The sequence below is a fragment of the Roseibium aggregatum IAM 12614 genome (genome assembly GCF_000168975.1).
GTDB lineage: Bacteria > Pseudomonadota > Alphaproteobacteria > Rhizobiales > Stappiaceae > Roseibium > Roseibium aggregatum.
In genome coordinates this window covers 99,354-118,575 of sequence record NZ_AAUW01000001.1, presented here as the reverse complement: position 1 = coordinate 118,575, position 19,222 = coordinate 99,354, and the positions used below count along the sequence as shown (strand labels likewise).

General features: G+C 59.0%; 16 protein-coding genes and 1 pseudogene. 7 read left to right on the top strand and 10 right to left on the bottom strand.

The window, feature by feature from the left end:
- The first annotated feature begins 401 nt into the window (after positions 1–401).
- Both SIAM614_RS30390 and SIAM614_RS00515 read left to right on the top strand, forming a co-directional pair.
- Positions 402–2,039, top strand: coding sequence for an EAL domain-containing protein (locus tag SIAM614_RS30390; protein ID WP_081455163.1), 1,638 nt, complete (start codon positions 402–404; stop codon positions 2,037–2,039).
- Between the two features lie 167 nt (positions 2,040–2,206).
- A complete protein-coding gene (locus SIAM614_RS00515) occupies positions 2,207–2,461 on the top strand; it encodes a YdcH family protein (RefSeq protein WP_006931204.1) in 255 nt (84 codons plus the stop codon).
- 912 nt (positions 2,462–3,373) lie between these two features.
- Here the strand turns inward: SIAM614_RS00515 and SIAM614_RS00510 are convergent.
- The 3 genes and pseudogenes from SIAM614_RS00510 to SIAM614_RS00500 all read right to left on the bottom strand — a co-directional run bounded on the left by SIAM614_RS00510 (position 3,374) and on the right by SIAM614_RS00500 (position 6,033).
- Positions 3,374–4,399: a fatty acid desaturase gene (locus SIAM614_RS00510; RefSeq protein WP_040438639.1), complete on the bottom strand. Its 1,026-nt coding sequence runs from the start codon at positions 4,397–4,399 to the stop codon at positions 3,374–3,376.
- A gap of 64 nt (positions 4,400–4,463) precedes the next feature.
- Positions 4,464–5,146, bottom strand: a pseudogene (locus SIAM614_RS00505) (IS6 family transposase).
- Positions 5,147–5,334: 188 nt separating this feature from the next.
- On the bottom strand, positions 5,335–6,033 hold the full coding sequence (locus tag SIAM614_RS00500) for a sensor histidine kinase (RefSeq protein WP_006931200.1): 699 nt from the start codon (positions 6,031–6,033) through the stop codon (positions 5,335–5,337).
- 800 nt (positions 6,034–6,833) lie between these two features.
- Here SIAM614_RS00500 and SIAM614_RS00490 point away from each other — a divergent pair.
- Positions 6,834–7,274: a hypothetical protein gene (locus SIAM614_RS00490; RefSeq protein WP_006931198.1), complete on the top strand. Its 441-nt coding sequence runs from the start codon at positions 6,834–6,836 to the stop codon at positions 7,272–7,274.
- Between the two features lie 53 nt (positions 7,275–7,327).
- On the top strand, positions 7,328–8,080 hold the full coding sequence (locus SIAM614_RS00485) for an SDR family NAD(P)-dependent oxidoreductase (protein WP_006931197.1): 753 nt from the start codon (positions 7,328–7,330) through the stop codon (positions 8,078–8,080).
- A 3-nt stretch (positions 8,081–8,083) separates the two neighbouring features.
- Here the strand turns inward: SIAM614_RS00485 and SIAM614_RS00480 are convergent, their stop codons facing one another.
- The gene (locus SIAM614_RS00480; protein ID WP_006931196.1) at positions 8,084–8,446 is read right to left on the bottom strand and encodes a hypothetical protein; all 363 of its coding nucleotides are present in this window, start codon (positions 8,444–8,446) and stop codon (positions 8,084–8,086) included.
- A 161-nt stretch (positions 8,447–8,607) separates the two neighbouring features.
- Positions 8,608–9,033, bottom strand: coding sequence for a secondary thiamine-phosphate synthase enzyme YjbQ (locus tag SIAM614_RS00475; RefSeq protein ID WP_006931195.1), 426 nt, complete (start codon positions 9,031–9,033; stop codon positions 8,608–8,610).
- Between the two features lie 134 nt (positions 9,034–9,167).
- Here SIAM614_RS00475 and SIAM614_RS00470 point away from each other — a divergent pair, with 134 nt between their 5' ends.
- On the top strand, positions 9,168–10,481 hold the full coding sequence (locus tag SIAM614_RS00470; RefSeq protein WP_006931194.1) for a glycosyltransferase: 1,314 nt from the start codon (positions 9,168–9,170) through the stop codon (positions 10,479–10,481).
- A gap of 39 nt (positions 10,482–10,520) precedes the next feature.
- On the opposite strand, the gene SIAM614_RS00465 is transcribed toward SIAM614_RS00470, so the two are convergent.
- Positions 10,521–11,399, bottom strand: a complete 879-nt coding sequence (locus tag SIAM614_RS00465) for a LysR family transcriptional regulator (RefSeq protein ID WP_006931193.1) — start codon at positions 11,397–11,399, stop codon at positions 10,521–10,523.
- A 114-nt stretch (positions 11,400–11,513) separates the two neighbouring features.
- On the opposite strand from SIAM614_RS00465, the gene SIAM614_RS00460 reads away from it, so the two are divergent.
- Together SIAM614_RS00460 and SIAM614_RS00455 are read left to right on the top strand one after the other, a co-directional pair.
- Entirely contained in the window at positions 11,514–11,885 is a 372-nt protein-coding gene (locus tag SIAM614_RS00460; protein ID WP_006931192.1) for a VOC family protein, read from the top strand.
- A 107-nt stretch (positions 11,886–11,992) separates the two neighbouring features.
- Positions 11,993–13,624, top strand: a complete 1,632-nt coding sequence (locus SIAM614_RS00455; RefSeq protein ID WP_006931191.1) for an FMN-binding glutamate synthase family protein — start codon at positions 11,993–11,995, stop codon at positions 13,622–13,624.
- Between the two features lie 270 nt (positions 13,625–13,894).
- On the opposite strand, the gene SIAM614_RS00450 is transcribed toward SIAM614_RS00455, so the two are convergent.
- The 4 genes from SIAM614_RS00450 to SIAM614_RS00435 all read right to left on the bottom strand — a co-directional run bounded on the left by SIAM614_RS00450 (position 13,895) and on the right by SIAM614_RS00435 (position 19,041).
- On the bottom strand, positions 13,895–14,743 hold the full coding sequence (locus SIAM614_RS00450) for a helix-turn-helix domain-containing protein (protein ID WP_006931190.1): 849 nt from the start codon (positions 14,741–14,743) through the stop codon (positions 13,895–13,897).
- Between the two features lie 71 nt (positions 14,744–14,814).
- Entirely contained in the window at positions 14,815–16,341 is a 1,527-nt protein-coding gene (locus SIAM614_RS00445; RefSeq protein WP_040438858.1) for a pyruvate kinase, read from the bottom strand.
- A 156-nt stretch (positions 16,342–16,497) separates the two neighbouring features.
- A complete protein-coding gene (locus SIAM614_RS00440) occupies positions 16,498–18,381 on the bottom strand; it encodes an ABC transporter ATP-binding protein (protein ID WP_006931188.1) in 1,884 nt (627 codons plus the stop codon).
- Between the two features lie 33 nt (positions 18,382–18,414).
- A complete protein-coding gene (locus SIAM614_RS00435) occupies positions 18,415–19,041 on the bottom strand; it encodes a helix-turn-helix transcriptional regulator (RefSeq protein ID WP_006931183.1) in 627 nt (208 codons plus the stop codon).
- Positions 19,042–19,222: the final 181 nt, after the last annotated feature.

The window sequence follows — 19,222 nt, the reverse complement described above, 5'->3', positions numbered from 1 at the left end:
GGATCACCTTATCAAACCGCTCCTGACAGCATTCTGTCAGGAGAGAGCACTGATCTTATCTCACGCAAATGTAGGGAAACACCTGCAAATTTCACTTGCAGAAGCGATCTTCAAACACGACTGATGACATTTTTCCGGCAAGACGCCGACGCCGCCAACCGGACTGACCGGGATTGCCATCCTGTCTGCCTGTCAGGCAGCCGTGCGCTTTGGGGGAAGGCTCGCTTCAACCTGACCCGGGGACGCCGAACGAAGGCTCAGTGGCGGTTTCCGGACAAAAAACAACACTAAAAGCCACAAAAGAAGGGATAACCTGTCAGGTTAAGCCCCGTTAATTCTAACAATTGACTTGTTCTTAATCCCGACCATGCAACCTGGGCGGACCAATAACTGGCAATGAAATGGCACGTCAAAGTACCTCGCCCAACTACCGCGCACTATTAACAGGCTCTGTTGCAGGCCTCGCGACCTTTGCCGCCATGTTGTTAATTGCCTGGGCAGGTGTCGCCTTTGACGGTCAGCGTGATCTGGAAAAACAGACGTCGGATCTCTTTGCCATCTGGCTGGCCAATATCGACCGGGGCAACAAGCTCTATGCGACATTGGAAAAGCTTCCGGAAGACGATTGCAGCGACGCGCATCTGAATGCGCTGAACACGCTCGTCTACAAAGACAATCACATTACCAACATCTGGTTCTTCCCGGATGGGGATACGAAGGCTGCCTGTTCGTCGAGTTTCGGACGGTTCGAACCCGCTCACGACTTCGGCCCGCCTGAAAAGGCCCAGCTTTTTCTCGATGGCCGCCAGACCTGGTATCGGGTGCCATTCGAGAGGACCAGGGATGTCGGCGAAATTACGGTGATCAAGAAAGGCCGGTACGGGGTTTCCTTCTACCAGACTGGCAACCTGGCAACGGCGGATGACGACCTGTTCTATGTTTCGAGCAAGCAGGATCCCTACACCGTTCTGTTTCACGCCCACGGAAACGCCGGCCTTTTGCAGCAATACCGGAACGCCTATGGCCCGGTGTTCGGGCGTATCTACGCTCAGGCCTGCGGTGAAGGGGATGTCAGGCTGTGCTACCTGACCATGATTCCCCCCAGCCGCGTCGTCCAGCAAAACATTGCACTGCTTGCGATATTTGCCGTTTTCGGCGTCACGACCGGCGTGCTCGTGTTTCTGAAGGTGAAACGGGTCGTCAGTGACCGGCACAGCCCGGTCGGGCGGATCCGCCATGCGATTGCCAACGGCGGCAAGGGTTTCGAGCCGCACTACCAGCCGATCCTGACCCTCGAGACGATGAAGTGCGACGGGTGTGAGGTTCTGGCGCGCTTCGAGGATGCGCAGGGCAAACTGTTCCCCGACGAATTCGTGAACATCATCCAGCGGGAAAACCTGACCTGGGAGTTTACGGAGATCATCATCACCAAGGCGCTGCGCGACCTGAAACCGCTGCTTGCCGGGCGGCCCGGCTTCAAGGTTTCCGTCAACTTTTTCCAGTCGGATCTCGAAGACGACCAGATTCAGTCCGTCCTGCGCTCCCCTGTTTTCGCCATGGCAGCCGACGCCGGTCTTTCCCTATGCTGCGAGATCCTGGAGACCGGGATCCGGTCCGGGACAAGCAGCGTCAAATCGCTTGAGTATCTGCGCAGTATCGGCTGCCTGATCGCGATCGACGATTTTGGCACGGGGTATTCAAATCTCGCACAGATCAAGGCGCTCAATCCGGATCTCGTGAAGATAGACAAGATGTTCGTCGACGATCTGGGCAGCGCCACCGATTGCGCGCGTGGCGCGTTCGTCCAGGCGATTCTGAGTATTTCAGCGGCACACGGCATGAAGGTCTGTGCGGAGGGTGTCGAGACCATGGAACAGCTCGCCTCTCTCAGAAACCGCAATGTGGACTACGCGCAAGGGTACTTCTTTGCCAAACCGATGCCCATTCGCGACTTCTCGCTTTACCTTCTGGAACAGACGCTGAAAGAGAAGATGCCGACAACCGGCCGACTGGCAAAGCTCAAACCCGTCAGTGGCTGAGGCCTGCACCAGCGCCAAGGGCCCGCTCCACAGGCTTTCAGCCGCGTTCCCTTTGTAAAAAACGGCGCTGTCCCAGGAACACTTTTTCAATTTGAAGCGCGATTGATCTGTCTCAAGGTGATTGGAACGGGTTGGCGGCACCTTGTGCTTCTTACAAGGAGGCAAGAATGAGCCACGTGCCACACGAACTACATGAAGAATTTCCGGAAGCCGCAGACACTTTGCACGCGCTGAAAACCAGCGATGCCCATTTTGCGCGGCTGGCGGACGAATATCACACGATCAATCGTGAAGTGCATCGCATCGAGACGGATGTCGAGCCCACTTCGGACGAAGCCCTGGAAGACCTGAAAAAGAAGAGACTTCACCTGAAAGACCAGATTGCTGCCATCTTGGCCGCAGCCGCTAACACCGTGTCCTGAGCCCCTCCTTTTCAGGCCGGTGTTAAAGCCCGCGCCGTCCCCGTCCGACGGCGCGGGCCACCACATGCAGCTCTCCAGGACAAGTCTTCGGGACAAAGTCCATGCCCTCCAGGAGCGCAGCGGAGCACATTTCCGGTCGCGGCAAGCCTGCCGCCGACACGCACAGCATAGCTACAAAGAATTGAAAAAAGAAGGCGCCGCAGCCTTCTTGAAGGCCCGGCGCCAGTCTGGGGAGGAACGACCCTCATCGTTCACCCTACGATGTGGGTCTTCACGCAAACAGTTGCAAGGCAAGCCTGTGTGAGGCTTGCGTGATCCAGACCCGGCGTTCCCCGACATGCTGGCTGTCACCTGAAACATCAGCCATACGCCCAATGCCCCGACAAGGGCAGTCGAAGGCAATCGACATCTTCGTGCGAGCTAAAGAGCAATACGGACGTTGGCGTACTCTGCGGCGAACGTCTCGAAAGAGCGCTTCCAAGACCTTTGACGCGGTGACCTCTAATTGAAACTCGGGCGGGAAGTGGGCTTTTGCTGCGGTCGAAACCAACGACTGACATGGGGCCGCATCCAGACCGACAGGTTTTAGTTATTGACCGCAGAAAACTGCCATTCACCTACCGATCTCAAGCAAGCCATTCTCGGATGAACCAGTAAATTCAGCAGCGGTCATCCGCAATGTTCGACGATGAACACTCACGGTGTTTGCTCGTGAGCGGTGTGCCGGAGCAGAAGGGGTTTTGCGTGCAATCGTTGCGATTGTACATTGAGATAACCTTCGGCTGAACGCCTGAACCGCGTCTACGCCATCGTCCTCCAAAAATGTTATACGATAGACGACCTTAACATACAAAAATCGCGCCGATAGTTTGTCCATATGCGCTTTCGATTGCTGCGAATGACAGGATCCGGTTAAGCAAGTTCACGCGTCTCTCTGAAGGAGACCAGTCGGCGTTTCTCTTCATCCCAAAGCACGAGCCGCACAGTTTTGAGGCTCTGAAGCAGGGTCAGGCGGCCGATATTCTGAAGCTCGGGATGGTTCCGCAGCGCCTCTGGCAGGCGATAATATGGAATCCGGCTCGACAGGTGATGCACATGATGTACACCGATATTAGCCGTGAACCAGCGCAGGATGCCAGGCAGGTCATAGTGCGAACTTCCGTTCAACGCCGCCTCGTGGAAGCTCCAATCGCGGTCATGCTCCCAGAATGTGTCTTCGAACTGATGTTGGACATAAAATAGCCAAACGCCGATCGAGGCTGCAATAAGCGTGATCGGCATCTGCACGAGCAGGAACGGCCCCAAACCTACCAGCCAGATGATTCCTGCGACAAGGCTCGCGATAGCCATGTTCGTCGCCATGGCACTCACCCACGGTGCTAAACCGCTGCGCATCAGCCCCATCGGCAGCCGGTGACGCAGGATGAACAGATAGGCCGGCCCGAGGCCAAACATGACGATTGGGTGCCGGTACAGGCGGTAAAGGAGCTGCCGCAACGGCGTCCGAGCCCGAAACTCATCGACGGTTAGCGTGTCGATATCGCCGATGCCACGACGTTCGAGATTGCCCGAGTTCGCATGGTGGAGTGCGTGGGCTCGCCGCCAGTAATCGTAGGGCGTCAGCGTCACGACGCCAATGGCGCGCCCGACCCAATCGTTCGTTAAACGATGGCGGAAGAATGAACCGTGACCGCAATCATGCTGGATCAGAAAGAGCCGAACGAGGAAGCCCGCCGCTGGAACGGCGAGAAGCAGACCGATCCAGTAACCGGCATCCACTGCAACCCAGATCAAACCCCATAACAGCACGAACGGCACCGCCGTGATCGCCAGTTCCAAGACGCTGCGCGCGGTGCTCGGCTCCCTATATGGTGCCAAGTTTCTCATCAGTGCACGCGAATCGGGCGCGATGCGATCGTTACGATGTCGTTCTTGCATGGCGATCTCCGATACTGCCAACTTGTTTTGTTTAGTAAGCAAGGTGTCCCTTATTGGACGGATTTCAGGCGTTCATCTCGCCGGTGTAGTCCTGCCATAGGCTGAACGCATCTGACCTTGCGCGCCGGTATGAGGCAGCGGACAGTTTGTTTCGGTGCGGCCGGAAGATCGTCTTAATCTGATCGTTGGCGGACAGAAACCGTTGAGCATGCCGGGGCGATTTGAAACGGCCAAAGATCTTCTCTCGTTTCCGCGTTGGGCGATGGGAATTCTCAACCCTGTTGTTCAGTCCCTTGTGAGCGCGATGATCGGCATCTGGAGCAAGGACCTGAACAGGCTTGGTGTAGCTGCGCAGCTTGTCAGTCACCACGACCCTGGGCTCCCCGAATTGTGTCACCAGCGCGCCAAAGAAACGCCTGGCCGCCTTCGCATTCCGGCGGAGTACCATCAATCGCCCGGCAGAGCCAGTATTTCACACCGCCAATAACGATCACGGCCTCATCAAGATACCATTTGCTGTTTTGACCTTGGCCGGACCCGGCGAATGCAGCACGCGAAATGCCGGCCAAACCGGTTCACCCATTTGCGGATCGTTTCCCGGCTGACGAAAAGACGCCGCTCCGCAAGGAGGCCTTCAACATCCACCGTACTCAGCGCAAACCGATGATACGCCCAAACCGCATAGGAAATAATCGACCGGGGAAAGCGAAACCCCTTAAGGTGCAGCAAATCAAGACGTTCAAACATCCAAGCGATCTACCAAGCCCAAGTGTGAGCAACAAGTTGGCAATACCCACACAGTGCTTGATGAATAAAGCTGAAATGCTGCCCGAGCACCAATCGGACGCGGCGGAATCTGGAAACACCAAATGGGGCACCGCACATTTCGCAACCTGGGCTGGCTCAACCCAAACCACGCCAGATCCGCTCCAGCTCTAACCGTTCCGGCTGAAGCTTGGGCGTAACACGTCCGACTGGCTGAACACGGAGCCGACACTCGCCAAGGTCAGACTCGCAGTCACCCCCTTTTCGCTGGATGAAAACTCGATCGAGCTACCGATTTGAGCAGACAGCGCCTTTACCAGCCGTGTTCCCAAACCTCCGTCGGTCTTGCCGGTGCCGGCACTCCCAAGACCTGGCCCATTGTCGCTGACCATAATCAGGATCGATCCGGTGATATCTTTTCGACAGGCAATCCCGATCCGCCTGACAGAACCGGCGCGATGACCATACTTGAGGGCGTTAATGACGACCTCGGTAACGATCTGCGCGACGGGGAGCACGTGGCCGAATTTCAAGGCACAGTCAGGCGCGTAGGTTTCGGTGAAGATAACGTCATCCGCAATGCCCGACCTGAGGGTTGTGCAAATCTGACCCAGAAGATCCCCCAACTGAACGTCGTCTTCGGACCCGCTGCCGGCAAGTATCCGATGTAGGTCCGACACGGCCTGGATATGTGCACTGATCGCGTTCAACAACAACGCAACTTCCTTGGCCTCCAATGGATTTTCCTGTCTCATGAGACCGCCCCCTTTGAGGCGAACATAACTGGACAGTAACGACAGGTGATTGGCGATCCGATGGTCAGCCTCGAGGGAACCGATGGAGCGGGCTTTGTTTCCGAACTTTCGCATTTGAGACCTCGTTGGTTCCGCTCTTTGAAAAGAACGGGCACGTTTGGCGGACTGTTGCCAGGACGCGTCTGCCGCCCCCTTCGCGCTGGCCTTCAATCAGGGAATGCGCATCTTTCATCAAACTTACACTCTCGGGCATCCAAGCTGCACTGATACGGATCAGGCCTGCGCGCCCAAAGACGTGCAGGAGGCCCGCACGGCTATCGATGGAAAGTATCAGATGTGCGACTTCACGGACCCGAATCCTACCTCGTTATCTGCCACTAGCCTGCGGCGGCGTGGATATCAGTCGCTCATTGAATAAGCAGGATGACGGCATGTGATCTCGATCAACGTCGCACTCAAGAGTGCCGCTACTGCAGATTCAGGCAGCGTGGTCAGCGGTTCTGTTGCAAGTGGCTAACCACACGAGGCAATTCAGTCCGACACCGCGTGGTCAGCTCTCTTGAGTTTGAACTGACTTCTGCTTGCCTTCATTGCTGTCGAAAAGAGAAGCGGCAGCTTTCGGAAGCGAAACGAGGCAAGCTTAGCGACCGAAATGGGGCGCGAAGCCGCCATTGATTGAGAGCATGACCAAAGACAACTTTGGGCCGTGATTGCCATTCGGTCAAAGGTCTGAACTTCCCGCGCACCAAAACTCGATCAATCAGCGGTGGAATGCCGGCTTTCGTTTTGAGTGTCGGTGTTCAACGCTCGGGTATGACCAAGGGTGCTGGATTGCGTGCTTGCCCGCACCCGCCATCGCTTGACCCGCACGCGGGGGTGTTATCTTCTGGGGCGAGTTCATTTCGGATCAGACCATGACCTTTGTTCGCCTCTGCCTGCTTCTGCCCCTCTTGTTCTCGTCCACCGCATTCGCCGCCGATCATTGCATCGACGTTCAGGCCAAGCGTGGCTGGCAGCAACTGTCGCTGCCCGGTGGCAAGATCACGGGTGTGCGGTATTCCGGCGGCTGGAGCGTTATTGCCGGCATGTACAAGGCGGTCGGTCCGCGCGGTTACTCCGGGGAAGATGCCCGCAAGCTCGGTCCTCTTTATGGCTACAAATACGATCAGGCCTACGCGTTCGGGGAAATGCTGGTGCGTGACCAGGCTGGCCGCATTGTTCCCTTCGCGGAATTTGCCGCGCTTGCCGTCAACACACGCGACCCGGCCGGGGTCTATGCCTTCCGCATCAACGACAAGGACGTTGCGTTGCCGGACAATGCCGGCGCGATCCGCGTCTGCATTTCCATGCGCTGAGCCGCTGAAATCAAACCATTTTCCAATCCCTGCCCCGAACGGACCCCGCTGCCATGACCCAGAAAACCATTCTCATCACCGGTGCTGCCCGCGGCATTGGTCTTGCCACGGCAAGGCTCATGCTCGCACGCGGATGGCAGGTTGCCATGCTCGACAGGGATGCAGACGAACTTGCGATTGCCTCAAAGGGGCTGGAGGGGGCTGCTCCGTTTGTTTGTGATGTCTCCATCGTTGAGCAGGTCGAGGCGACGATCCCCGGCATTCAGCAAAGGTTCGGCCGGCTGGACGCGGTGGTGAACAATGCTGGTGTTGCTGAATTCGGCCCCATCGAAGAGACCGATTTTGCCATGTGGCGCCGGGTGATGGAGACCAATCTGGACGGTGTGTTTCTGGTTTCGCAAGCGGTCACGCCCGCCCTGAAGGAAACCCGCGGCGCGATCGTCAACATCGCCTCGATCTCCGGCCTTCGCGCCTCCACGCTACGAGTTGCCTATGGCACCTCCAAAGCTGCGGTCATTCAACTGACGAAACAACAGGCGGCAGAACTTGGCGAATACGGCATTCGCGCCAATTGCGTCTGCCCGGGTCCGGTGCGCACCAAGCTGGCTATGGCTGTGCACAGCCAGGACATCATCGATGCCTATCACGACGCCATTCCGCTCAACCGCTACGGTTCGGAAACCGAGATTGGCGAAGTCATTGCGTTCCTGTGTTCAGATCAGGCCAGCTACGTCACCGGTCAGGTGATCGCTTCCGATGGCGGTTTCGAAAGCACGGGGGTCGGTCTTCCCGCGCTTCGCAAGTAAGCGTCAGTCGACTTTCAGGAACACACACCGCTGCATGACCGGCCGGTTTGCGGCCTTTCGGGAACAATCCTCTTTCCGGAACGCCCCTTCAGGCCGGTACTTGTCCATGACCGCGTCCAGGCGGTCGTTGGTGATAGCAGCGTTGGCCCTTTGCAGGCAGGGCAGCAGAATTGCCTTGTTCGCGCGTTGCTGGGCACCGCTGGGATATTTACCCGGTTCCGGATTGACCGGTTTGAAGCACTCGATAAAAACCGCTTCCTCGATCCCGAGGTCGGCTGCGATCCGGTCAGTCGGGCGGTTCGGGTCGTTATCCGCAAGAGCAGGACTTGCCAGAAACAGCGTGGCAAGGACAATGATGAAGCGCATCTTGTAAACTCCTGAATCACAACCGACTTCCGGAGACGGACTTCCGGTTCATGCACCACTCTAGAGGGTCCGGAATTTCAGGATGTGATAGTCGTCACATATTTTTCGAAAATGGCTTTTTTCTCAATCCAGGGCGACTAACATGCACCTGAAACCAACTTTCAGCGGTCGGGCAGAAAATGCGCAGCGACCTGGCGCTGGTGCGGCCGGGTGCGGTGTTCGAAAAGATAAATCCCCTGCCACGTTCCAAGCGCCATCCGCCCCGCAGAGACGGGAATGGAAAGCGAAACCGGCATGATCGCGGCCTTGATGTGGGCGGGCATATCGTCCGGTCCTTCCAGCGTGTGCACCAGATAGTTCATGGAAGGGTGATCTGCGGGCGGAATGAGACGCTCGAAAAACGCCTTCAGGTCCTTCTGCACATCCGGGTCCGCATTTTCCTGGATCAGCAGCGAACAGGACGTGTGGCGAACGAACAGGGTGAGCAAACCGTCTTCAGCCCCTGTTTCCGCAAGCCAGTCGGCCACCGACGCGGTGAATTCGTAAAGGCCCTGTCCGCGCGTGCCGAGTGCGAATCTGGTTTGCATCGTGTTCTCCAACGACCGTGTTGCGCCCTTGCTCTGGCTTAGGCAATCCACGTTAAGGTTGCAATTGCGAGCCGGGACAGCCATTTGAGGGAGGCCTGCCGACGTCCTGTGTGACTATCCCTTCAGAGGCCCTGATGCCAAGTCCCCGAAAGAAGATCCTGATTGCCTCCCTCGGTACGCGGGGAGACGTTCAGCCCTATGTTGCCCTGGCGCATGACCTTACAAGGCTCGGGGCCGATGTCGTGGTGACCACGGGAGAAGGCTTCGATGACATGATTACGGCCGTCGGTGCCCGCTCACGTCCTGTCCCGCTGAATTATCAGACCCTTTTGCAGGGGGAAGACACTCAGGCTGCGCTTTTCACCTTGAAGGGGAAAATCCGTGCGGCGCGCAAGAGCATGGATCTGCAAAAGGAGGCCGCGCGCTGCCTCTGGGATATCGGAACGATTGAGCGGCCGGACCTCATCCTTTTCAACCTGAAGGCAACGGTTCTCACGCTGGTGGCGCGACATCTTAACGTGCCTGCCCTGCCGACGGCGCTTCAGCCTGTTTCCGCGCCGACAGGTTCCTTTCCCCTGCCCCTTTTCGGGCTACCCGACCTCGGCCCTTTCCTGAATCGGCAAAGCTATGCCGTGGGGCGGCTGCTGATGCGGCTCGGCATTGCTCCGCTAGCGAAGGCTGTCCAGGAACATGCGGCACTGAAAGACGCGTCTACTCCAGACAGCGATCTGATGGGCGGCAATCTGATGGATGGCCATATGCCGGGGGGCGAGGCAGCTCTTTCCCTTCAGGCGTTTTCGTGCGCCCTGGTGCCGACGCCGCCGGACTGGCCGGCAAACACCTGGGCCTCCGGCTACTGGCTGACTGAACCCGATCCGGACTATGTGCCGCCGGAAGACCTGGCCTCGTTTCTGGAAACCGGCCCCGCCCCGATCTATCTGGGCTTTGGCTCCATGCCCAGCAAGAACCCCGGAAAACTGACGGAAACCGTAGTTGCCACGTTGGAACAAACCGGCCAACGCGCCGTTCTGGCCACCGGCTGGGGGGGATTGTCGGCGAAAGATCTGCCGCGATCCGTGTCAGGCCGCATCTTCCTGCTGGATAAAGCGCCCCATAGCTGGCTTTTCCCACGCTGTGCGGCTGTCGTTCATCATGGCGGTGCCGGCACCACCCATGAAGCCCTGCGCTGGGGCAAACCTTCGCTCGTCTGCCCGGTTTTCGGTGACCAGCCTTTCTGGGGCAAGCAGGTTCACAGAGCCGGCGCCGGACCTGCACCGATCCGCCAGACTTCGCTCACGCCCTCGAAACTTGCCCGGGCCTTGAAGCAGCTCGAAGACCCCGTCTACCGTGTGGGAGCTAAACGGGCAGCGGACATCATGGCAGGCGAACCGGGCGCACGAGGAACGGCCGAGCGGCTGCTGACGATGATCGGCTCCGAAAAGGCCTGACAAGCCCGGCACGGTGGCACTCTTTTCCACACCGCTGCGTTACTCGCTTGAAAATGCCGTTTCGGTGCGGAAGGCCGTTGCCAGAAACCGCGCCATGCAGGCGACCCGTTCGACCGACCGGAGATCGGGATGGGTCAAAACCCAGAGCTCGTTTGCCGGCACCTCGGTGGCAATGGCAAGTTTCTTCAAACCATCCTGCGCCACATCCATCGGAAGCAGGCAGAGCCCCAGCCCCTTGCGCGCCAAGGCGGCCATGGTCGTCAGATCATCGCTGCGAACAACGATCCTGTCGCGCAGCGATCTGTCCATCTGGATGAAACCTGGCCGCTGCGCCAGCAGTCCACTGGCGCCGATCAGATCGTGGGATGAAAGGTCGCCGGCGCTTGCTGGAATGCTTTTGCGGTCCAGATAGCTCTGGCTTGCAAAATAGGCCCAGGGGATATCCGCGACCTTGCGGCCGATCAGGTGTTCGGGTGGAGATGAGGTGACACGCAGGGCGATCTCCGCTGCCCTGCTGGACATGTTGATCTCCTCGTTGGAGGTCAGCAACTCAACCGTGATGTCGGGAAAACGGGCTTTGAAGTCCAGAAGATAGCCGGGCAGAAAGTGGACCGCGAAACTTGCCGGGGCCGTCAGCCGGATTCGCCCTTTCAATGCCAGATCCGCCCCTGAAATCCGCCGGTCGATGTCCTCCATCGCAACGACGACAGACTGCGCCAGGTCCAGGATTTCAGCCCCCGCCTCGGTGGCTCTGTAACGGCCCTTCACCTTCTCGAACAATCTGGAACCGAGCTGCTCTTCCAGAGAGCGGATGTGCCGGAACGCCGTCGCGTGGCTGATGGCGAGCTTTTCCGCAGCCTTGGCAAGACTGCCGGCCTCAGACACTGCATGAAATGTTCGAAGGTAGTTCCAGTCCATCGCATTCTTTCAAATTTGCAAAACTGCGCCTCAATTCTGCCTATTCCAATCATTTTTGCAAATCTCTAAATCGGACATGCCGGCACCGCACACACCATTTTTCAGGAGCAAGACATGATCGGATATACGTCCTTGGGAACAAACGACCTGAAGCGGTCAGCCGCGTTTTACGACGCTTTGCTGGCCGAACTCGGCGCGCAGCGGATGATGGAGTTCGATGACTTCATCGTCTGGTCCGGCCATCCGGCCGGCGCCGCCTTTTCCGTGCACATTCCCTATGACGGGAAACAGGCGACTGTCGGCAATGGTGTCATGATTGCCCTGTCTGCCAACAGCCGTGCGCAGGTTGACGCGGTCTACCGGAAGGCCATCGAACTGGGTGCAGCGGATGAAGGCAAACCCGGACAACGCGCCGACAACGGCTTTTATGCAGCCTATTTTCGGGATCTGGACGGAAACAAGCTGAACGTGCACCACATGGTCTGAGGTCGACCCTGTTCCAGCCAAGAGCGGTCAACGGTGTTGATCGCTCTTTCCTTTTTGGCCGTGGCCTGACACAACTAGTCAGCCCGCCGAATAGGAGTCACCCGTCCGTGTTTCCCGCCCGCTATACCGTTTTCATTCTTTGCATCGCCCTTGCCCTTGTTGCACTTGTACTGACGTTTGCCCTCAGTGGCTATTTCGTCTGGCCATTTCTGATCTTTGCAGTCCTGTCGGCTATCGGTTATCTCGACGTCCGCCAGACCCGACATGCGATCCTGCGAAACTATCCAGTTTCCGGTCATTTCCGTTTCCTTTTCGAGGCGATCCGGCCTGAACTGCGCCAGTATTTCTTTGAAAGCAACCAGGATGGCCGCCCGTTCTCGCGCGAGCGGCGCTCCATGGTTTACGACCGGGCAAAGGACATAGAGGATGTTCTCCCATTCGGAACGGAACTCGATGTCTATGACACGTCCTATGGCTGGGTGAATCATTCGATCTGTCCCAAGCCGCACAATCACGAAGACATGCGCGTGGCCATTGGCGGGCCGGACTGCAAGCAACCCTATTCCGCCTCCCTCTACAACATTTCGGCCATGAGCTTCGGCTCACTCTCCGGCAATGCCATCCTGGCCCTGAACAAGGGTGCCAAGGCCGGTGGCTTCTATCATGACACCGGCGAAGGCAGCGTGTCGCGCTATCACCGGCAGGGCGGCGGCGATCTGGTCTGGGAGCTTGGCAGCGGCTATTTCGGCTGCCGCGCGGACGATGGCACCTTCGATGCCGACAAATTCGCCAAGCAGGCCGTCGAACCGCAGATCAAGATGATCGAAATCAAGATGAGCCAGGGAGCCAAGCCCGGTCATGGCGGCGTGTTGCCGGGTCCGAAGGTGACCGAAGAAATCGCCGAAGCCCGCGGGGTTCCGGTCGGTACGGACTGCATCTCGCCAGCCTCCCATTCCGCCTTTTCAACTCCGATCGAACTGCTGCATTTCATTGCTCAATTGCGGGATCTTTCCGGCGGCAAGCCTGTCGGCTTCAAGCTGTGCATCGGCCACCGCTGGGAGTTCATGGCCATCGTCAAGGCCATGCTGAAAACGGGCATCAAACCCGACTTCATCGTGGTCGACGGCGCCGAAGGCGGTACAGGCGCGGCACCGGTGGAATTTGCCAACCGTCTGGGCACTCCGCTGCGCCAGGGCCTCACCTTCGTCCACAACTGCCTGGTCGGCACGGGCCTGCGCGAGGATATCCGCATCGGGGCCAGCGGCAAACTAATCAGCGCATTCGATATTGCCGGCGCCATGGCACTCGGGGCCGACTGGGTCAACTCCGCTCGCGGGTTCATGTTCGCGGTCGGCTGCATCCAGTCCCAGAGCTGCCACACCAACCGTTGCCCGACCGGTGTCGCCACACAGGACCCCAAGCGGCAGCAGGCCCTGGTGGTTCCCGACAAGGCACAGCGTGTTGCGAATTTCCATCGCAACACGCTCAAGTCGCTGCGGGATTTCTCTGCTGCTGCGGGGCTGAGCCATCCGCGCGAATTCAAGCCGGAGCATTTCTATCTGCACGAAGGCCTTCGCGAAATCATGCCGGCCAGCGTCGCCCTCTCCTGGCTGAAGAAAGGCGCGCTTCTGGAGCAGTCGCACAATATCGCGGGCTATTCGACCTATTGGGAAATGGCGGAAGCGGAAAGCTTTCTGCCAGTCCAGTCGGTTGAAGCCGCAAAGTCCGCCCACGGCTAAGCGCAGGGAGCAGCCTGGAAAGGATATCAGTGCGGCACATGCGCCTCCGGCTCCGGTTTGACCCAACCGGGACTTCAGAAAGCCGAACGCGCACTCCGCCGCCTCGATGATCTGCAGGGAAGTGTCCGCCATGGTGGCTGACTGCGGACAGAAAACAGCACGGATCCGCAAACGGTTGCGGCACGGGCAAACGGCAGAGACATGAAGGCTACTCGCCTCAGTTCAAAGGCAAAACCGACCCCTGTGGTTACGGTGACGAACTGAAGAATCTCAGCCGAGTTGACCTGCCAGCCGGACCGCGAAGTCCCCCGCTTCATGGGAGCGGATCACCGCGTGGCGGACGAGGTCGTCAAAATGGCTGGCAAAAAGCTGGACATGCCGAGTGTTGGAAAAGGCAAGATAGCGCTGGCCAAGGTAGAGCGCCGCCCACTTCTGACCGAAGACGGTGAAAGGCGCGGAGAAGCGGTCCGTGGCGCCGAAGAGGTGCAGCCTGAGCGAGGGATAAAGCTCACTCAGGGTGAGCCCCATGACTTCAAGCTGTTCGCGGCGCAGATCAACCGGCAAGCCCTGCCACATCCCCTCTCCGCGTGCAAAGCCCTCAAGAGCTTCCTTCGAGAGGGCTATTTCCATGTCGGATTCCGCCCGACTGAGAAGCGCCCTCTGATCGCGGGTGCCGGTAATGGCCTGATCGGCGGTGCGCAGCGTCTCACCGGAATATTCAAAGGCCAGAACGGCTTCGGTCTTCAGCACGTCCGGCAGATTGGCGGGCACATGCCGGATCTTCGCCCCCACCGCATCACGGTACCAGGCAAGCAGGTGTTCATCGACAGGATGCCGATCGGTCTCGGCCACCTGCACCGCCTGATCCAGGATTTCGGCCGCAGCCCCGCGGTGGGTCGACAGGCCAAGCAGCCAATCGGAAGAAACGCTGAGCGCGGTCGCAATTGCGGCCAGCGCCTGTCCGTTGGGCAGGCGCGGCGCATCTTCCGACAGCAACTGGGAAACGGTTGACCGGTCGAGCCCGGCGCCACGCGCCAGATCCGACCGGTTCATATCCCGGCTGCGCAAGGCATCCGACAGGCGTTCGCGAAAAAGTACAGCGCGGTCTCTCTTGTCCATGAGGGGAGTATTGTCAGCCAGATTTCAGAAAATCAACACGAGCTGACAAATTCCCGCGCGCTACACCGTTTCTACCAGGAATGCAGGGCCCGGAGCGTTGGCGTCTTCTTCGCCATATGCCCTTCCATGCGCGAAACCAGCCTGTCGAGAAGCTGTACCGCCTCGCCGACAGCTGGGCCCTTGTTCAACATCACGCATTCAGCCCGTGCCGCCATGGCGGCATCGGTCATGTCGCCGCGCGAAGGGCTGCCGAATTTCACCAGGCTTTCCAGCACCTGCGTTGCCCAGATCACCGGTGTCGACGCAGCTTCGCAGATCCACAGGATTTCCTCCTGCATTTCCGCCAGCCGCTCAAAGCCGATTTCGGAGGCAAGATCGCCCCGGGCAATCATGATGGCAAGCGGCCTGGTACCGCTGGCGCGGGCGATCAATGCGGGCAGGTTCTGAACCGCCTCGGGCCGCTCGATCTTGGCGACGATGCCGAGCGGATGGTTCGCCGCGCCGATGCTTGCCAGCGCCTCTTCCAGAAGGTCGATATCGTCCGGTTCGCTGACGAAGGAATAGCCAACCATGTCAGCGAGGGCGGTGACCGTCTTGAGATCGGTCTTGTCCTTGGCCGTCAGAGGCGAGACCCCGAGCGCAGTATCAGGCAGGTTGATGCCCTTTTGCGGTTTGATCTTGACCCCACTGTCCTTGGCGCGCGTGACGCGGATGACAGCCTCGCCATTCGAGACCTCTTCCACGACACCTTCCAGCTTGCTGTCGTCATAAAGCAGCCGGTCACCCTCGCGCAGCCGGTTCACCATTTGCGGCAGGGACACGCTTGCGGTTACCGCAATGTCCGAATGGGCGTCAGGCGTTTCCTGCACCACGAGGCGAAACCGCTCGCCGATGGTCAGCTTCGGTGTCTTCTTCTGGGGAACCACGGTTTCGGTACGGATCTTGGGCCCGGCAATATCCATCAGAATACGCACGTCTCGCCCTTCCAGCTCGGCTGCGGTCCGGACATGGGCGGCCATCTTCTCCCAGGCTTCGGGGCCATCATGGGCGCAGTTGAGGCGGGCAACATTCATTCCCTTGCGGACAAGATCCCGGACAAAAGCAGGATCGTCAGCCGCCTCGCTCGGGAAAGTCACCATGATTCGACCGCGGCGATGTTCCGGTTTCGGGCCGAACAAACCGGCCGAGGCCTCTTCCAGCCGCCGTTCACCGGCAAAAAACTCCATTTCGGACCTGAAGCTGCCATCCTGTTTCTGCCCGGTCATGGCCGACAAAGCCGCCAGCACCGCGTCGAGGGTCGGCATTACCCGGCTTTCCAGGCGGCCGAGCGAGGAAAGGCCATGGCGCATCAGGCGGCGTTGCAGGAAACGGATATCGTGATGACGCAGGGCGACATAATGCGCCAGATTGTCGATTTCAGGTGCGGCTGCCGTTATCCCATAGCCTTCGAGCAACCGCGTGGCATCGACCCCGATGGCGTCCCTCAGGGCAGTAATTTCCCGAATCATCGAGGCCAGGTCAGCCCCTTCCCCCTCACCTGCCGATCGGTTTTCGGGGCCGGTTTCCTCGTTCGAGGGTGTATCGCCCTGCAACTCCATGGAAATCTCCATATTGCGCAGCGGCAGCTCCCACCTGCCACCGGACAGTCCTTCCTCCAGTTCTCAGTTAAACGGAAGGAGTCTTCGTCTTTATGACAACTTCAGGAGACCAGGCGCGACAAGAGCACGCATTTGCCAGGCCGGAGCCTGAAGGGCTTATTCGGCAGCACTCAGCGCAAGGAACCCGCCGGACTGCCGTTCCCAGAGCGCCGCATAGAGCCCTCCAGACGCGAGCAGTTCCCGGTGCGTGCCTTCTTCGGCAATCCGGCCCTCGTTCATCACGACCAGCCGGTCCATGGCGGCAATGGTCGACAGGCGGTGAGCAACGGCCAGCGTGGTGCGCCCTTCCATCATGCGGGTGAGGTTCTGCTGAATGGCAAGTTCGGCTTCGCTGTCGAGAGCAGAGGTTGCCTCGTCGAGGATCAGGATCGGCGCATCCTTCAGGAGCACCCTGGCAATGGTGATGCGTTGACGCTGCCCGCCGGAGAGTTTCACCCCCCGGTCGCCCACATGGGCATCAAGCCCTGTTCGGCCCTTGCTGTCCTTCTGCTCCTCGATGAAATCGAGCGCTTCGGCGGCCCGGGCGATGGCCCGGATCTCCTCATCGGAGGCTTCCGGTTTGCCGTAGCGGATATTGTCGCGGATCGAGCGGTTCAGGAGGGAAATATCCTGCGTGACGACCCCGATGCGGCTGCGAAGAGACGCCTGCGTGACATCGCGCACGTCCTGCCCGTCAATCGAGATCGCCCCTCCGGTAACGTCCCGCAATCGCATCAGCAAAGATACCGCCGTCGACTTGCCGGCACCGGACAGGCCGACCAGACCAACCCGTTCCCCCGGCTTGATGGTCAGGTTGAACTTGTCGAGAACGGGCTTCCGGTCGGTCTGATAGGCGAATGATACGTTGTCGAAGCGGATCTCCCCTGCGCTGACATTGAGATCCCCAGCATCCGGGCGATCGACGATAGCCGGCCGGCTCGTCATGATCGGCATGGCGTCGCGGATCGTGCCGAGCGTGCTGGTGATCGACTGCCCGATGCCGATGAAACTGGTTGAGGCGTTGGACAGCGAACGCGTGACGGTCAGTCCGGCGACAAAGTCGCCAATCGTGACCCATCCTTCCATCATGCCCCAGAAACCGATGACCACCACGGCCAGGATCAGAAGCACGTTCAGAAAGTAGACGCCGCTGTCGGTCAGGATATAGGACCGGTTCTCGCTGTGCCTGGTGTCGATCGTCTCGCCAATGACCTTGCGAATGGCACCGGCTTCCGAATCCTCCGCTGCGAACAGCTTGACCATGGCGATGTTCGAATAAACGTCGGTCATCGCCCCGGTGGCCTTGGAGTTTGCCGCCGCCACCTTGGCAGAACGCTGCAGATAAGCCGGGATCGCCAACCAGGCGACAAGGATATTCGCGCAGATCCAGAAGAGCACCGGAATGGCCAGCGGCCAGGCCATCGCCAGCAGCAGCAGGAACGAGCCGCCGAACTGGATGACCAGATAAGGGACCGTCTCTATGGACAGCATCATCTGCCGGTGAACCGACATGGTAACCTGGGCAATGCGGGAGGCAACCTGACCGGCGAATGTATCTTCGAAGAAAGCGAGGTCCTGGGCTTCCACGGCCTTGTGCGCCTGCCAGCGCATTGCCGCCGGCAGAAGAATGCGCACGGTCTGGAAGGCAAAGGTCTGCCGCAGGAGGAAGGCGAGCGGGTCAACAATCACGAAAAGAAGGAAGAAAGCGGCCAGGATGGTCACGTTGTCCTTCAGGAAGCCTTGCGCGCCGGCCTCCGTTACCCCGTCGACCACAAAGGCGATTGCCCAGATGCCTGAAAGGCCGAGACCGGAGGACATCATTGCCAGACAGCAGACGATCACCAGTTGCCAGCGAAACATCATGGCAAAATGCCAGACCAGCTTCAGCGGTCCTTCATCCGGAAGGGGCGTGACGGGAAGTTCCAGCGGTTTGATGTGGTTTTCGAACGGATGGAAATACCGGTCGATAAGCCGCGCGAGCAGCGGCCTGGCGATTGACACGCAATATACTCCTTGAGCAGGACCGGCGGCGGATCAGGCCGCGGGCGCGATCCTGTAAACACAGCGACGGTCGCCAGAGAGCTGATGTTCGGTGCGCTCGACGGTGACGCCAGGTCCAAGTACGTCCTTGAAAAGATTGAGCTCCGAGCGGCAAAACCCCTGACAGGCCGTTGCCGCGGCGCAAATCGAACAATGATTCTCGATGAGCAGATACCCCGCCCCTTCCGGCACGAGGTCGGCCATGTAGCCTTCCCGGTTACGAAGATCGGCAAGCACTTCCAGCTTGCCGCGCAGATCCGGCGCCTTGCTGACCGCTTCGGAATAGGATTTCCGGCTTTGCGCCTCCCGGTGGGCGATCAGTTTATCGACACCTTCCGCACCGAAAATATCGTTGAGACCGGTGATCAGTCCGAGCACCAGATTGGAATGATTGTCCGGAAACTGCTTGTGCCCGTCCGGTGTCAGGTCCCAGACCCGCTTGGGCCGGCCGACAGAGCCTTTCAGGTCCTCGAAGTCTACAAGTCCATCCTGCAGCAGGCCATCCAGATGCTGGCGGGCAGCCACGGACGTCACCTTCAGTCCCTTGGCAAGGTCTGCAGCAGTCTGCGGGCCGGAGGATTTCAACGCGTTCAAGAGCCGGGTTCGTGTACGATCTGCCATGCCTGCCTATATAGCGCAATTTCGAGATAAAAAAATAGTCTGCTTATCTTATTCCAGGAAGCCATCGCCCGGAACGAGCTGTCGTGGGCACCGTCTGCAAGCCTTGATGCAGCGGGTGTCTACCCCTCGCATCCGGTTCGGTGAACCCTGGCCGCCTTGAGAATTTCCGATCCGGCAACTT